Source organism: Rhizobium sp. P40RR-XXII (assembly GCF_012641405.1).
Classification (GTDB): Bacteria; Pseudomonadota; Alphaproteobacteria; order Rhizobiales; family Rhizobiaceae; genus Rhizobium.
On the sequence record NZ_JABAII010000008.1, the window covers coordinates 325,439 to 340,442 of the forward strand.

Consider the following 15,004-nt stretch of genomic DNA (forward strand, 5'->3'; position numbering starts at 1 on the left):
ATCATTGGCCGGAGCTGCCAGAACCGCTGAAACCGCCGAGCGTGGCGGTACTCGTCGGAACCGAGCCGTTGCGGTAGTTGTCGATCACCTTGCTGCGTTGATCGGTATCGATCGGCGACGCAGCCCTGGGCGATATCAAATCCGTCGGATTGGCGACCTGTGCCGCCAGATTGTGCTGCGTCGCGCAGCCGAAATTGTAGTAGTTCTGATTGTCGAAGGCGTTGTCGGAAAGATCATTCGGCCATTGACCGCAGCTGTTGGTGAGAGCCGTCGTGGCTGTGAAGCGCAGACGCATCGGAGCTGCGTCGTCCAGGTCGCCGGCCCCGTAGTGGCTTTCGACGATGCGGGCCGACGGGATACCGTTCGCAATCAGCTCCCTGCGGATCTGCTGACGCAGCGTAGATGCCGCCAACGAATTCATCGATCCCCTCGGTACAAGGATTTCGACCGTACCGCTCGCATGAGCTCGATAATCCTGGACAAATCCACGGATGGTATCGCGCATTCCCGTCGTCAGGCGACGGTCGCTGGCAGCGACCGGGATATCGAGATTGTGTTCCTTCTCCGCCAACACGATCGGATGACGCTGCCGATAGTCGTCGTTGATGGCGCTGGTGGTCATACGATCGCGTGAATCGGCGCAGCCGCTGATGGCGGCGGCCGTCAGGATCAGCGCCGGTGCTATCAGAGCCAGCCGGGAGAAACGGGGCCGGCCGATGCGAGGCGTATGGCGTTCGGGGCTGGCCACTTTTAGATCTCTCGTTAATCCGGTTGAAAAGGCGCGCTTCATGGTCGGTGTCCCCTACTTGTAGATGAAGCCGACAGTGCCGTGGAAATCGGCATCGGCGACCGGCGGCCCATCCTTGCGGCCGTAGATCTTGTTGACACGATTCATGAAGAAGCCGCTGATATCGTTGCTCGGCGAGAAATTGTCGTCAGGGCGGGCAAGCTGGCTGCGGGCGACCGGACGCACCAGATATGGTGTCGCGATAATGACCAGCTCGGTTTCGTCGCGCTGAAAGCTCTTCTGGCGGAACAGAGCGCCAAGGATTGGAATCTTCGAGGCGCCCGGCGTACCGTTGGTGGTTTGCTGAATGGTATCGCTCAAGAGACCGGCCAAAGCGATCGAGCCGCCGGACGGCAACTCCACCGAAGTATCAGCGGCGCGCTGGTTGTAGGTTGCCGTGCCTGCGTTTGCCGTGCCAACCGGATTAGAAACCTGGGTCTGCACATGCAGGGCGATTCGTCCGGCAGACAGCACGACAGGTGTGAAGGCCAAACTGATACCATAGGTGAAGGGTGTGACCGTGACGGTCCCGTCCTTGTTCGTAACGGCGTATAGCGTCTGACCGCCTGAATTGAAGGTCGCGGCCTGGCCGGAGATCGCCGTCAACGTGGGCTCAGCGAGCGTACGGACGGCGCCAGCCTGCTCAAGAGCACTGAGATAAGTGCTGATATTGTACTTGCCGATCGCGGTCTTGAACAGGCTGGCAAGACCGCCGCCACCGGCAGCGGCAGTGGCGTCAGGCGAAATATTGCCGAGCTGGGCGACCGTCAGGCCGGAAGAATTCCTGATGAGATTGTCGAAGCCGATCTGCTTCAGCACGCTGCGCTTGATTTCGGCGACCGTGACCTTGAGCGTCACCTGATCCTCGCCTTCGATCTGCAACATATTGACGATCTGCGAGGTTTGCCGCGTTTCGGCGAAAATGGCGACCGCGTTGTTGTCGCCGCTGCCCGAGGCAGTCTGGTTTCGAGTCGTAGCTTCGCCGCCCTTCAGGAAAGCTTGGGCGAGCTGCTCAGCCCGCGTCGCATCCTGCGGTGTGCGCACCGTGCCGGTCATGACGATGTTGTCGGAAACGATCTCGACATTGATGTCGGAGTCGGGAATGAAGCGCTTGAGATTGGCCTGTAGCCCAGCAATGTCGCGCTCGATCTGGAGATCGAGGCTGACGATTTCCTTGCCGTCCGCGCCGAAGACGAAGATGTTGGTCTGGCCGACGGTCTTACCGAAGAGATAAATACGGCGCGAGGTGCGTGTTACCGCATCCGCCATCTTTGGATCGGAAACAAGGATATCGTGCGCATCGGCCGGTAGATCGACGACGAGCGCCTTGTTGAGGCCGAGCTTCAATGTGCGCTTCGTGCCAAGGCCGGCGATGGTGACGATGCTGTCAGAGCCATCCGCAAGGGCTGCGGGAGTGCGCAGAAAGGCCGGAAGATCCGCCAGAGGCAGACCTGCAAAGGCAACCGAGAAGGAAAGGATTGCAGCGAGAGGAAGGCTGGCTTTGTTGCTTATCTTGACCATGATGTCGGCCCTTCTCACTGTGGTTTCGGCCCGGTTGGGCCATCGGTCACGATCGCTCCCGACTTGATGACCTGGACAAGGCCGCCGCCATTGTCGCCGGCCAGAAGATAGTCGGCCGCCGTCGTATCGGGCTGCTGCGCATCGGCGACGGAGCGCAATGCCAGCGTCAGGCGGTCGGCCATCTGGTGCGCGACGGCCAGAACCTTCGTCTGGTCCGGTGTCAGCTCGAGCGTCGCGGTGGCACCGACGGCAGCCTTGCTTCCATCCTGCTTTTCCTCGATCTGCTGGTCGACGGCCAGGACGCGTACGTTGCTCAGCACCGTTTCCGTGACGAGCTGCTGCTGCGAGCCCTTGCGGACCATGATCACATCGACACGATCATTCGGGAGGATGAAACCGCCGGCGCCGGTGGCGACGGAAATCTCGGTGGCGACGGCCCGTTTGCCGGCTGGCAACAATGAAGAGAGGATGCGGCTGTTGGCGTCCGCGACCTTTTCCTCGCGGATCGGCTCGCCCTCGAATATCGGCAAACGAACGACCGCGCCGTTTAGATCCTTCAAGGCATCGGGCCGCTCGCTCTGGGTTATGAGACCTTTGACGACGCCGCTTTCCGGCCATGCCATCCATTGAATTGTTTTTTCATTCAGACGGGAGCCGACGGGCAGATTGGCGCTCGCAACCAGCACATTGGTCGTTGCTTCCTTTTCCACGATCGCCGCGATCTGCTGGGGCACGATATCGCGCGAACCAGCCAGGCGCATCGCCAGCAGGCCGGCCATCCCGGCCGCGGCGGCTGCCACTGCGAGTATCATTATGCGAGCGGGTTTCATGGTCATTCCTTGAGGAACAGGATTCTTCGCCCTGTAGAATGACCGGCAATTGGTGTAATTATGGTTAATGGTATGTTACATTTATGATTACTTAACCCTAATTACTTGATTTATATTAGTGACTACACATATATTGTACTTAGGATTTTACCAATCGTCGCGCAGTTTAAAGTGCACTCTTGGTCATCGCAATCAAAAGGGGCGAAGAAGGGAACGCGAGGATTCCCCCGATTGCAATAGCTATTCCGTATGGAATTTTCTTGGCAACCGTCAAGGAGCTAGGCATCGGAAGACCAATAGCTGAAATGATGCTTGCTTGCGATCGGAGCCAAACGATAAAAACCGTAACTACACCGCCAATAAATGCGACATAGACAAGAAATATTACCACCGAAAGATCGAAGCCAAACCAAAGAGCGGCAGCTGCTAACAATTTCGCATCTCCGCCGCCCATAACATTGAGCGCAAACAACGCAAAACACGCAGCAAAAACGACACCGGCGACAGCCAGATGTATGCCGATTTCTGTAAATGGCAGGCCATATGTGGGAGCGAGCACAAAAAACGCGATTGCGAGGGCCAAGCTCACCCTATTCGGAATTGTCATAGTCAGCAGGTCGGATATCGCCGCTAACGACATGCACAGGGGAAATATGGATAGCGCCAAAGTTCCGAGCACAATAAATCCCCACCCCGAAATCTGAAATTCGGAAACCGCCCATTTTATCGAGCGGTTTCCGTGAAGTATTACGCCTTCAGAACAAAAGTCTTACTTGGTACCGATATCCTTGCCAGACTTGTTCATCTGGTCAGAAATGTTCGTGAACGTCGAGCTGAGCGTACCGCCCAGGGTGGTTGCACCGGCAATGATAGCAACGGAGATCAGGGCAGCGATCAGACCGTATTCGATTGCGGTTGCGCCCGACTCATCCTTCAGGAAACGCGAAAAAAGCTTAGACATGAATTTAACTCCACTTTGTTGACAGCACGTCCGCCAACTGTTGCCGTTGATCGGATGAGTTGCACGGTAATCGTCCGCCGTTTCTATCGCTTTAAGGAATTGGGTTAATGAATTTTGAATAGTGAAGTGAAAAAAGAATAGTAAATATCGAATTCATGTCTTGCCATGCATTTTTAAAGAACTTCTTCAGCCAAAAGAAAATTATTAGATGCATTAATATTAGCAGCTTATACGATTCGTCTCAAAGCAACGCATTTGAGACATGAACGACGAAGATGAAAGCCATTTACGGGACGCCTGCATCATAAATACACGGACAGCATCACCCTTAATCGTTCATTCACCATTCTTTCCCATTCTGTCAGACAAACTATTTCGCCATACGCTTTCCAAGAGGCCAAGCCATGCCAATCGGCGGCAGAATCGCATTCCTCGCCGGCATCGTTGCCATGGCCGGCTTGACGCCGCAGCTCTCCAGCGCCGCCGGAGAAAGCCTGCTGCGCGTCTATATGGATCACGCGCGCGTCTTGAAGCTCGATCGCCCCGTCAGCAAAGTCATCGTCGGCAATTCGCAGGTCGCCGACGCCACCGTTGCCGATCCAAAGACCATCGTGCTGACAGGCCGCAGTTTCGGAACGACGAATATCATCCTGCTCGACGCCGACGGCAATGCCATCGTCGATGAGCAGATCCTGGTGTCGATCGATGAAGGCAATACGGTCCGTGTTTTCCGGCAGACGGATCGCGCCGTATTGTCATGCACGCCCAATTGCGAACAGCATGCCCAGCAGAACAACACGGCGACGACGGCTTCGGCGACCGGGCAATAGTTACATTCGACAATGTAGATATTCTAAAATACATTCAAGATATTACGTGCCAAGTAATAATCCCCGTTTCCTCTAAATATGAATAGAGAAGAGAAACGGATTATCAAGAAAACAACTCTAGTGTCCTCCGCGTATAAATCGCCGCGGATTTCCCATGACGCCAGATAGTGATCTTCTCGCCAATGTAAGTCATGCCAGGCCGCGTGCCCGAGGCGGCTTGCGCGAATTGTTGCGCTCGCGGGACGGCGCGGCGGCCATCGAATTCGCCATGCTTGCCATTCCCTATTTCCTGATCGTCTTTGCCATTATCGAGACCTTCGTTGCCTTCACTGCCGAGCAGGTCGTTTCAAACGCCGTCGACACCCTGGCGCGTCAGATTAGAACCGGGCAGATCACGGCCGATCCCAACAAAACCTCCTATACGACGTCGCAGAAGTTCCGTCAGGCATTCTGCAACGAGATTGCCGTGCTCATCACCTGCTCCGCATCCGAACTGCAGACGCCGGCAAACCTCTACCTCGATGTGGAGACCTATTCGAGCTTCGCATCCATGCCGACGACGATCCCTCGCAAGTCGTCGACCGATCCCTATTCCGATCTCAATACTTCGAGTTTTACTTTCGCGCCCGGCGGCGCCAAGTCGCTCAACATGGTGCGCGCCTATTACCGCTGGCAGGTCATTACGGATCTGCTGCGCCCCTATCTTACCAATGTACGTCCATCCGACGGCTCGGCGTCAGTCTATCTCATCGTCGCGACCGCCGCCTTCCAGAACGAGAACTATCCGTGAGCGGCCCTGCGACCATGATCGAAAAGGATATGATGTCGCGGAGCATTCTGCGGCGCTTTGCCCGCGATGAACGCGGCGTCGGCGCGATCGAATTCGCCATCCTTTTTCCCGTATTGCTGATGCTTTACCTAGGCGCCTTCGAGCTCACCGTCGGCCTCAATGTCTCCAAGCGCGCCAGCCGCTCGGCGGGATCGATCGCCGATATCGTTTCGCAGCAGTCGAGCGTTACCAAGTCGGTGCTTGCCACCATGCCCTCGGTAGCGGGCGCGATCTTCGCGCCCTACGGCACGACCGGCATGACGTTGAAGATCACCGGCATTGCGATCGACGCGACAGGCAAGGCAACGGTGGCATGGTCCTGGGCACAGGACGGGACGGCCCCCTATTCTTCCGGCACGACCATTACCCTGCCGGCCAATATGAACCAGGCAAGCACCTTCCTGGTCCGCAGCGAGCTTTCCCTTCCCTACCAGCTCATCAGTTTCGGCGCCAATTTCCTGCCGAGCGGTACGAACCAAATCACCATCAGCCGGCAATATTACTATCGTCAGCGTGTCGGCAATTCGATCAGCTGCAGCGATTGCTGAGCGCCTGTCGTCGCGACACTGCCTATGCAGGCCATTGCAAAACGGAAAATTGCCAACTCGATGCCTCCGTTATATGGGTGACGTCCAATATCCCGGAAGACCTCCTCTGGGATGACGACATTCTTATCGGGTGATGTATGGCGCGCGCCTTTCTCTTCGTTCTGGATTCCTTCGGCGTCGGCGGCGGCCCGGATGCGGTAAGCTATGGTGACGAGGGTGCGGATACGCTCGGCCATATCGCCGAATTCTGCGCGGCGGGCGCTGCCGACCGCGAAGGCTTGCGCCAGGGGCCGCTGGTGCTGCCCAATATGTCCGGTCTCGGCCTCATGGAGATCGCCAAGGCGGCAACGGGCAGCTATCCCGCCGGCATGCCGCTGCCGGAAAAGCTGTATGGTCTCTATGGCTGCGCGAGCGAAGTCTCCCGCGGCAAGGATACGCCGTCGGGCCATTGGGAGATCGCCGGAACGCCCGTCATGTTCGATTGGGGTTACTTTCCGTCCGAAGGCGATGCCTTCCCGCCGGAACTGGTGAAAGCCATCTGCGAGGCGGCCGATCTGCCCGGCATTCTCGGCAATTGCCATGCCTCGGGTACGGATATCATTGCAAAGCTCGGCGAAGAACACATCCGCAGCGGTAAACCCATCTGTTATACCTCGTCCGATTCCGTCTTCCAGATCGCCGCGCACGAGCAGCACTTCGGGCTCGATCGGCTGATTGGCCTCTGCACGATCGTGCGCACGCTGCTCGATTCCTACAATATCGGCCGCGTCATTGCCCGCCCCTTCGTCGGGGAGACCGTGGCCACATTCGAGCGTACCGGAAATCGCCGCGACTTCTCCGTGCCGCCGCCGGAGCCGACGCTGCTCGATCGCCTCGTCAAGGCCGAGCGCACGGTGCATGCCGTCGGCAAGATCGGCGATATCTTCGCGCATCAGGGTATTTCAAAGGTCATCAAGGCCAATGGCAACATGGCGCTGATGGACGCGACATTGAAGGCCATGGACGAAGCTGCCGACGGCGATCTGGTCTTCACCAATTTCGTCGATTTCGACATGGTCTACGGCCATCGCCGCGACGTGCCGGGCTATGCCGCAGCGCTCGAAGCCTTCGATGCACGGCTGCCTGAGGTGCACGAGAAGCTCAAGGCCGGCGATCTCGTCGTGCTGACGGCCGACCATGGTTGCGACCCGACCTGGCGCGGCACCGATCACACGCGCGAACGCGTGCCTGTCATGGCTTACGGACGAGGCATCCGCTCGCGCTCCATCGGCATCCGCCAGACCTATGCCGATATCGGCGAGACGGTCGCGCGTCATCTTGGCATTGCGGCCGGGCCGCACGGGAGGAGTTTCCTTTGACATCGCATTTGAAGAAAGTGGAGCTGCACTGCCATCTGGAGGGTGCTGCCCCGCCGGCGCTGACGCTGGCACAGGCAGAAAAATATGGCGTCGATACCAGCGCCTTCCTCAGGGACGGCGTTTATCTCTGGAAGGATTTTGCCGAGTTTCTCGTCTGCTACGACAAGGTTTCCGAAGTCTACCGCACCGAGGAAGACTATGCGCTGCTGACGGAAACCTATCTGGAAGAGCTTGCCGAGATCGGCACGATCTATAGCGAACTCATCGTCTCGCCCGATCACGGCGACCGCATCGGCCTCGGCGCCGATGCCTATATGGCCGGCGTTTCGGCCGGCATCCGCGCCGCCAAGGCAAAGACCGGCATCGAGGCGCGGCTCATCGTCACCGGCGAACGTCACTTCGGCCCGGAGCGGGTGGCGAAGGCGGCGGAATATGCGGCCCAAAGCGACAATCCGCTGATCACCGGCTTCAACATGGCCGGCGAGGAGCGCATGGGTCGCGTCGCCGATTATGCCCGCGCCTTCGACATCGCGCGCGAGGCGGGGCTCGGCATCACCATCCATGCCGGCGAGGTCTGCGGCTCCTTTTCCGTTGCCGATGCCGTCGAACTGGTGCGCCCTGATCGCATCGGCCATGGCGTGCGCGCCATCGAGGATATGGACCTTGTGAGGCGCCTTGCCGATCTCGGCACGGTGCTGGAGGTGTGCCCCGGTTCCAACGTCGCGCTGAATGTCTTTCCGGATTTCCAGTCGCATCCGCTGCGCAGGCTGCGTGATGCCGGCGTGAAGGTGACGATAAGTTCCGATGATCCGCCCTTCTTCCACACCTCGCTGAAGCGCGAATACGAGCTGGCGTCGTCAGCCTTTGGCTTCAGCGACGGCGAAATCAACGCCATGACCCGCACGGCGATCGAAGCGGCGTTTGTGGACGAGGCGACACGGGCGACGTTGTTGGCGAGGCTAAAATAATCAACGCTCTGGATTGAAATGTGTACCATAGAGCGGTACATTCGCCCATCCCGGGAGCCAAAGTATGATCGTAAGCTTTCGAGATGATTGGCTGCGTGATTTTTTTGTCGAAGACGTACACTCGAAGAAAATACCGGCCGATCTGGATAGCCGCCTGTTTCGCAAGCTTCAGATGATCGACGATGCGGTGACGGACCAAGATCTACGGATACCTCCCAGCAATCATTTCGAGAAATTGCGCGGCAATCTCGAGGGTTTTCGCTCGGTCCGTGTCAACAAGCAATGGCGGCTTATCTTCCGATGGGATAGCGGCCGTGGCGAAGCGGCGGACATCTATCTGGCCGACCATAGCTATCGGTAGGGCAATTGCGATGTTGATGACAAAACGTAAGCCGGCAAGTGTCGGCGAGATATTGGTCGAAGAGTTCATGGAACCCATGGGTCTGACGCAAAGTGCGTTGGCCGAGGCCATGGGCGTCCAGCGCAAGCATGTGAATGAACTATGCAATAATCGCCGCGGCGTGACGGCTGCAACGGCACTCATCCTTGCTCGCGTGTTCGGCAATAGCCCGGAGTTCTGGCTGAACGTACAACGGCGCAATGACCTGTGGGAGGTCATGCACTCTCCGCATGGGCGCGAGAGGATCGAGCGCGCCCGCCCGTTGTCCGCGGCATGAGTTTGGGGATGATATCGGGAGTTTTTCCCTATTTTCTTGCACCAGAGGCGATTTCCGTGAAAGAACCATCTCATATCGCGGAATTACTGGAAGGCTGAAACCATGGACGGCGTCACTGTCATCGATCACCCGCTTGTGCAGCACAAGCTCACAATCATGCGCAAGAAGGACACGTCGACGGGAAGCTTCCGCCGGTTGCTGCGCGAGATTTCGACGCTGCTCTGTTACGAAGTGACGCGCGACCTGGAACTGACGATCGAGACCATCGAGACACCGCTGCAGCCGATGGATGCGCCGATCCTCGAGGGCAAGAAGCTGGTCTTCGCCTCGATCCTGCGCGCTGGCAACGGCCTGCTCGAAGGCATGCTCGATCTCGTGCCTTCGGCGCGCGTCTCGCATATCGGCGTCTACCGCGATCACGAGACGCTGCAGCCGGTCGAATATTACTTCAAGGCGCCCGAGGACATCTCCGAACGCCTGATCATCGTCGTCGATCCGATGCTGGCGACCGGTAATTCCTCGATTGCCGCGATCGACAAGCTGAAGGAACGCGGCGCGCATAATATCCGCTTCCTCTGCCTGCTGGCGGCTCCGGAAGGCATCGCCAATTTCCGTAGCGCGCATCCGGATGTGCCGGTCTTCACCGCCGCCATCGACAGCCATCTGAATGAGAAGGGCTATATCGTGCCCGGCCTCGGCGATGCCGGCGACCGCATGTACGGCACAAAGTAAAGTTCAACATTATACTCCCCGTATAGCCCGGAAGTTACTCAACTGCCGGGCTTTTTACTGATTGCCTTAGCGTCGTTTCAGCGAATTTGGCCTACAGATGGCAGTGCCCGCAGGAGGGGCCTTGCCGATGCTCGTTCGCGTTCTCGTCTTTGCCGGTGTTATTGCCGTTGCGGCAACCCAGGTGCCGATGCTGGTGAGTAGCTTTAACGAGCCCGCCGAAAAGCCGGCGCCGGTCGAAGCGGTTTCACTCACCCCGCCAAAGACCGAGGCACCCGTTTCCTATGGCAGCGTTCAGTTGCGCGCCAATGCGGGTGGCCATTATGAAGGTGATTTCACCATCAACGGCCGCTCCGTGCACGGGTTGATCGATACCGGCGCAACCTATGTCGCGATGAACGAAAGTACGGCGCGTAGCCTCGGCTTCAGCAGCGTCGATCTCGACTATCGCTACCCGATCCAAACGGCGAACGGCACATCCAAGGTCGCCCATGTCAAACTCGACCGCCTGGAGATCGGCACGATCCGCGTTCGCGATGTCGATGCCATGGTGGCAAAAGACAGCGCGCTGAGTACGACGCTGATCGGTATGAGCTTCATGAAGAAACTGAACTCCTTTGGAGTCCAGAACGGCAATTTGCTGTTGAAGCAGTAGAGTCGCCGAGCCCCTTGTGGAACCGTCCTATTATCTCCATTGCGCGCCGTCCGTCAGATCCTGCCAATGATAACGGGCGACGCAGCGGGCGCCGTATCGGCGAGCCGATAATTGGCTGAGAGATCGGCAGCAGCCCTCTCCGCGCTTGCCTCGTCCGCCGCGTGAACAGTCGCGATACGGTCGCCTTTGCTTACCCTCGTGCCGAGCGGCAGGATGTCGCTGAAGCCGACGCGATGATCGATCTTGTCCTGCGGACGACGGCGACCGCCGCCGAGATCGATGACGCTCATGCCGATTGCGCGCGCATCGCAGGCGCCGAGCCACCCATCGGCCGCGGCCGGAACCGGCTTCTGTACCGGCGCGCTCACCAGATGGCGATCTGGGTGTTCAAGCAGATCCGCCGGGCCACCGAGCGCATGCACCATGCGGCCGAAGATTTCCGCGGCCTTACCCGATGCCAATGCCTCCCGCGCCCTGCCCTGCGCATCGACAGCGTTCGCAGCGATGCCGGCCTGAACCAGCATTTCAGATGCGAAGGCCAGAACGACGGTTTCGAGCCGCGTGCCTGCCTTGTCGCCTTTCAGGAAATCCAGGCAATTGCGAAGCTCGACCACGTTGCCGGCCGCATCGGCTAAAGGCTCGTTCATGTCGGTGATCAGGGCCGAGGTCTTGACCCCGCCGCCATTTGCCACCTCCACCAGCGAACGCGCCAGCGTCTTGGCTTCCTCCCGCGAGGTCATGAAGGCGCCGCTGCCGATCTTGACGTCAAGCACCAGCGTTTCCAGTCCCGCCGCCAGTTTCTTCGACAGGATGGAGGCGGTGATCAACGGCACGGAATCGACGGTCGCGGTGACATCGCGCACTGCATAGAGCTTGCCGTCGGCAGGCGCCAGCGCGCCGGTCTGGCCAATGATGGCGCAGCCGACCTCATCGACCACCTTGCGAAAGCGGGCCGCGTCCGGCGTGATCCCGTAGCCGGGGACGGATTCGAGCTTGTCGAGGGTGCCGCCGGTATGACCGAGCCCACGGCCTGAAATCATCGGCACGGCGAGACCGCAGGCGGCCGCGATGGGCGCCAGCATCAGCGAGACGTTGTCGCCGACACCGCCCGTCGAATGCTTGTCGGCAATCGGCCTGCCGATGCCTTCCCAAGACAAAGTATTGCCGGAGCGGGCCATGGCCAGCGTCAGCGCCACCGTCTCCTCGCGTGTCATGCCGCGAAACCAGACGGCCATGGCAAAGGCACCGATCTGGCTCTCGGCCAGTTCGCCACGCCCCAACGCGCCGATGAACGAGTCGATATCGGCAGCCGAAAGGGTCGCACCGTTACGCTTCTGCCGGATGATTTCCTGCGGGATCATGGGTCAATAGCCCGACGCAGCTGCCTTGGAATCGCCGCCGGCCAATACGTTCAGGATATCGTCGAGCAAGCTCGACGCACCGAAACGGAAGGTCGAGGGCATGGCCCAATCGGGCGCCATGATGGTCTCGGCAAGGCTCAGATACAGCGCCGCATCGGAAACAGAACCAATGCCGCCGGCAGGCTTGAAGCCGACCTTGCGGCCGCTGGCGCGGATCGCCCTAAGCATGATGTCGGCAGCCTCGAGCGTCGCGTTGACGGCAACCTTGCCCGTCGAGGTCTTGATGAAATCGGAGCCGGCCTCGATCGCAAGTTCGGAGGCACGCCGGATCAGCGCGGTATCCTTGAGCTCGCCGGTTTCGAGGATAGTCTTCAGGAGAACCGGTCCCTGGCATTCGGCCCGCACGGCCGCAACCATATCGGTAACGGCCTGCTCGTTGCCGGCCAGAAAGGCACGATAGGGAATGACAAGGTCGATCTCGTCGGCACCGTCGGCGATCGCCTCACGCGCTTCGGCGGCAACATCGGCCACTTCCATATCGCCGGCCGGGAAGTTCACCACCGTTGCGATCTTCACAACGTGATCGGTTCCGAGAATGCCGCGCGCCTGGACGACGAAGCGCGGCCAAATGCAGATGGCGGCCGTATTGCCATAGGGCGATTGCGCGCGGGCGCACAGCGTCTCAATCTGTGCCGGCGTGCAGTCATCCTTGAGATTGGTGAGGTCGAGAAGGGAAAGCGCAACGGCTGCCGTTTCTCTGAGGGAATGGCCCGTCATTGTGGATCTCCTTCGCTCGCAATCATTTCTTTCAAAATGGCGGCAAGACGCGCGCCGCCGACCGGAGCCATGTCCTTCGTCTCTTCATGCGAGAGTTCGCCACCGGTCATGCCAGCACCATAGTTAGTGATGACGGAGGCAGCGGCAACCCTCAGGCCGAAAAGACGCGCCAGAATGACTTCCGGCACGGTCGACATGCCGACGGCATCGGCGCCAAGGATGCGTGCCATGCGAATTTCCGCCGGGGTTTCGAAGCTCGGTCCGGAAAACCACATATAGACGCCGTGCGACAGCTTGACCTCGGCCTTTTCCGCCGCCTTGCGCATGCGCATGATAAGGTCGGTATCATAGGCGCTGGTCATGCCGACGAAGCGCCTGTCGCTTTCCTCGCCGATTAGCGGGTTCATGCCGGAATAGTTGATGTGGTCAGTGATCTGCATCACCGATCCGGGCGGCATTTCCTCCCGCAGCGATCCGGCGGAATTCGTCAGGATCAGCGTGTCGACGCCGAGGGCCTTCAGGGCCTCGATCGGTTCGCGCATGGCATTGGCATCGCCCTTCTCGTAGTAATGCACCCGGCCGGACAGCATGATGACCGGGACATCACCAAGCTTGCCCGCAACCAGCGTGCCGGCATGGCCGGAGACGGCGCTGACCGGAAAGCCGGGAAGATCGGCATAGGCGACGCGCAGGGGATCACTGACCTGATCGACGAGAGAGCCCAGGCCGGAGCCCAGGATGATGCCGTAGCGCGGCTTCAGCTCGCCGAGCTTTTCGGTGAGGATGTCGACGGCCGCGCTCATCCGAGCACCTCAGTTTCGAAGCTGAAGGGGAGCATCTCGTCCATGGTCATGGTCTTCCTCACGCCGGTTTCGTCGCAAAGATAGATGCGTGTCTCCTTGCTGGCAAATTCCGCGATCTTCTGCCGGCAGCCGCCGCAGGGCGGGCAGAGCGGCAGCTTCTCGGCGACGATGGCGATCTCGACGATCTTCTTGGCGCCGCCCATGATCATCTGGCCGATCGCCGTCGGCTCAGCGCACCAGCCTTGCGGGAAGGACAGGTTCTCGATATTGGCGCCGGTATAGATCTTGCCGTCCTCGGCGCGGATCGCCGCGCCGACGGGAAACTTCGAATAGGGAGCATGGGCGAAAGCCATCGCTCCGCGCGCGGCCTCGAACAGATCATGCGACATGGTTTAGCGCTCCTTGGTATAGGGCACGCCGCCGGCCTTCGGAGGTTTGGCGACGCCAATAAAGCCTGCAAGCAGGATGCAGGTGAGGATATAGGGCAGCGCCTGGAAAATCTGCACCGGCACCTCGCCGATACCCGGAACCGCCTTGCCCTGCATGAAATTGGCGAAGGCATCGAGAAAGCCGAAAAGCAGGCAGGTGAACATGACCGGCACCGGCTTCCACTTGGCGAAGATCAGCGCGGCGAGCGCGATGTAGCCCTTGCCGGCCGACATGTTGTTGATGAAGGCGGCCGACTGGGCGATGGCGAGATAGGTGCCGGAGAAGCCGCAGAGAATGCCGGCGACGATCAGCGAGCGATAACGCAGCCATTCGACCGAGATGCCGGCGGTATCGACCGCACCGGGATTTTCACCGACGGCGCGCAGCCGCAGACCGAAGCGGGTGCGATAGAGGATCCACCAGGAAATCGGTACGGCGAGAAAGGCGAGATAGGTGAGGATATTGTTGCCGGAGATGACATTGGCATAGAGCGGCCCGATGAACGGAACACCGCGGATGGCATCGACACCCGGTAGGGTGATGCTGGAAAAACGGGCCGTTCCGGGCAAAGTCGGCGTACGGCCGCCCTGCCCGAACCAGGCCTGACCGAGAACGATGGTCAAGCCGGCCGTCAGAAAGTTGATCGCGACACCCGAGACGATCTGGTTGCCGCGGTTGGTGATCGATGCGAAACCATGCAGCAGACCGAAGATCACCGAGATGACGATACCGGCGCCGAGACCAGCCCAGGGTGAGCCGCTGATCGAGGCGACGCAGGCGGCTGCGAAGGCGGAAGCCAGCATCTTGCCTTCGAGACCGATATCGAAGATGCCGGCACGCTCGGAAAAGAGGCCCGCGAGCGCGGTGAAGATCAGCGGAATCGACAGGCGGATGGTCGAGCCAAGAATGCTGATGAGGAGATCGTAATATGCCATTATCTG

19 protein-coding genes are annotated in these 15,004 nt (G+C 59.4%); 9 read left to right on the plus strand and 10 right to left on the minus strand.

Annotated elements, in window-relative coordinates; translation table 11 throughout:
• Position 1: 1 nt before the first annotated feature.
• The 5 genes from HGP16_RS18165 to HGP16_RS18185 form a co-directional block, all read right to left on the minus strand.
• Positions 2-748 (minus strand): CpaD family pilus assembly lipoprotein, encoded by a 747-nt coding sequence (locus HGP16_RS18165; RefSeq protein ID WP_168841399.1) that lies wholly within the window; start codon positions 746-748, stop codon positions 2-4.
• A gap of 54 nt (positions 749-802) precedes the next feature.
• A complete protein-coding gene (locus HGP16_RS18170; RefSeq protein WP_168841400.1) occupies positions 803-2,308 on the minus strand; it encodes a type II and III secretion system protein family protein in 1,506 nt (501 codons plus the stop codon).
• Positions 2,309-2,322: 14 nt separating this feature from the next.
• Positions 2,323-3,138: a Flp pilus assembly protein CpaB gene (gene cpaB, locus HGP16_RS18175; protein ID WP_168841401.1), complete on the minus strand. Its 816-nt coding sequence runs from the start codon at positions 3,136-3,138 to the stop codon at positions 2,323-2,325.
• Positions 3,139-3,304: 166 nt separating this feature from the next.
• Positions 3,305-3,817: a prepilin peptidase gene (locus HGP16_RS18180; RefSeq protein ID WP_409526849.1), complete on the minus strand. Its 513-nt coding sequence runs from the start codon at positions 3,815-3,817 to the stop codon at positions 3,305-3,307.
• A 90-nt stretch (positions 3,818-3,907) separates the two neighbouring features.
• Positions 3,908-4,099: a Flp family type IVb pilin gene (locus tag HGP16_RS18185; protein WP_168841402.1), complete on the minus strand. Its 192-nt coding sequence runs from the start codon at positions 4,097-4,099 to the stop codon at positions 3,908-3,910.
• Positions 4,100-4,503: 404 nt separating this feature from the next.
• Here HGP16_RS18185 and HGP16_RS18190 point away from each other — a divergent pair, with 404 nt between their 5' ends.
• The 9 genes from HGP16_RS18190 (at position 4,504) to HGP16_RS18230 (ending at position 10,693) form a co-directional block, all read left to right on the plus strand.
• Entirely contained in the window at positions 4,504-4,929 is a 426-nt protein-coding gene (locus HGP16_RS18190) for a pilus assembly protein N-terminal domain-containing protein (protein ID WP_168841403.1), read from the plus strand.
• 154 nt (positions 4,930-5,083) lie between these two features.
• Positions 5,084-5,719 (plus strand): TadE/TadG family type IV pilus assembly protein, encoded by a 636-nt coding sequence (locus HGP16_RS18195; protein ID WP_168841404.1) that lies wholly within the window; start codon positions 5,084-5,086, stop codon positions 5,717-5,719.
• 14 nt (positions 5,720-5,733) lie between these two features.
• Complete coding sequence (locus HGP16_RS18200; RefSeq protein ID WP_168841454.1) at positions 5,734-6,306, plus strand: TadE/TadG family type IV pilus assembly protein; 573 nt, start codon at positions 5,734-5,736, stop codon at positions 6,304-6,306.
• A gap of 137 nt (positions 6,307-6,443) precedes the next feature.
• Positions 6,444-7,664: a phosphopentomutase gene (locus HGP16_RS18205; protein ID WP_168841405.1), complete on the plus strand. Its 1,221-nt coding sequence runs from the start codon at positions 6,444-6,446 to the stop codon at positions 7,662-7,664.
• Positions 7,661-8,632, plus strand: a complete 972-nt coding sequence (locus HGP16_RS18210; RefSeq protein ID WP_168841406.1) for an adenosine deaminase — start codon at positions 7,661-7,663, stop codon at positions 8,630-8,632. Before HGP16_RS18205 ends, HGP16_RS18210 begins: the two co-directional genes overlap by 4 nt.
• A gap of 64 nt (positions 8,633-8,696) precedes the next feature.
• The gene (locus HGP16_RS18215; RefSeq protein WP_168841407.1) at positions 8,697-8,993 is read left to right on the plus strand and encodes a type II toxin-antitoxin system RelE/ParE family toxin; all 297 of its coding nucleotides are present in this window, start codon (positions 8,697-8,699) and stop codon (positions 8,991-8,993) included.
• 10 nt (positions 8,994-9,003) lie between these two features.
• On the plus strand, positions 9,004-9,309 hold the full coding sequence (locus tag HGP16_RS18220; RefSeq protein WP_168841408.1) for a HigA family addiction module antitoxin: 306 nt from the start codon (positions 9,004-9,006) through the stop codon (positions 9,307-9,309).
• 102 nt (positions 9,310-9,411) lie between these two features.
• Positions 9,412-10,041: a uracil phosphoribosyltransferase gene (gene upp, locus HGP16_RS18225; protein ID WP_149632695.1), complete on the plus strand. Its 630-nt coding sequence runs from the start codon at positions 9,412-9,414 to the stop codon at positions 10,039-10,041.
• Between the two features lie 127 nt (positions 10,042-10,168).
• Positions 10,169-10,693, plus strand: a complete 525-nt coding sequence (locus tag HGP16_RS18230) for a TIGR02281 family clan AA aspartic protease (RefSeq protein WP_168841455.1) — start codon at positions 10,169-10,171, stop codon at positions 10,691-10,693.
• A 53-nt stretch (positions 10,694-10,746) separates the two neighbouring features.
• On the opposite strand, the gene deoA is transcribed toward HGP16_RS18230, so the two are convergent.
• From deoA to HGP16_RS18255, 5 genes are read right to left on the minus strand one after another with little or no spacing between them, the layout of a single operon-like run.
• Positions 10,747-12,054 (minus strand): thymidine phosphorylase, encoded by a 1,308-nt coding sequence (gene deoA, locus HGP16_RS18235; protein ID WP_168841409.1) that lies wholly within the window; start codon positions 12,052-12,054, stop codon positions 10,747-10,749.
• 3 nt (positions 12,055-12,057) lie between these two features.
• Positions 12,058-12,831, minus strand: coding sequence for a deoxyribose-phosphate aldolase (deoC, locus tag HGP16_RS18240; RefSeq protein WP_168841410.1), 774 nt, complete (start codon positions 12,829-12,831; stop codon positions 12,058-12,060).
• Complete coding sequence (locus tag HGP16_RS18245; RefSeq protein ID WP_168841411.1) at positions 12,828-13,634, minus strand: purine-nucleoside phosphorylase; 807 nt, start codon at positions 13,632-13,634, stop codon at positions 12,828-12,830. The genes deoC and HGP16_RS18245 overlap by 4 nt, the downstream gene beginning before the upstream one ends.
• The gene (locus HGP16_RS18250; protein WP_168841412.1) at positions 13,631-14,023 is read right to left on the minus strand and encodes a cytidine deaminase; all 393 of its coding nucleotides are present in this window, start codon (positions 14,021-14,023) and stop codon (positions 13,631-13,633) included. Before HGP16_RS18250 ends, HGP16_RS18245 begins: the two co-directional genes overlap by 4 nt.
• Before the next feature lie 3 nt (positions 14,024-14,026).
• Positions 14,027-14,998 carry an ABC transporter permease gene (locus HGP16_RS18255; RefSeq protein WP_168841413.1) on the minus strand — a complete coding sequence of 324 codons (972 nt, stop codon included), beginning with the start codon at positions 14,996-14,998 and terminating at the stop codon, positions 14,027-14,029.
• Positions 14,999-15,004 lie beyond the last annotated feature (6 nt).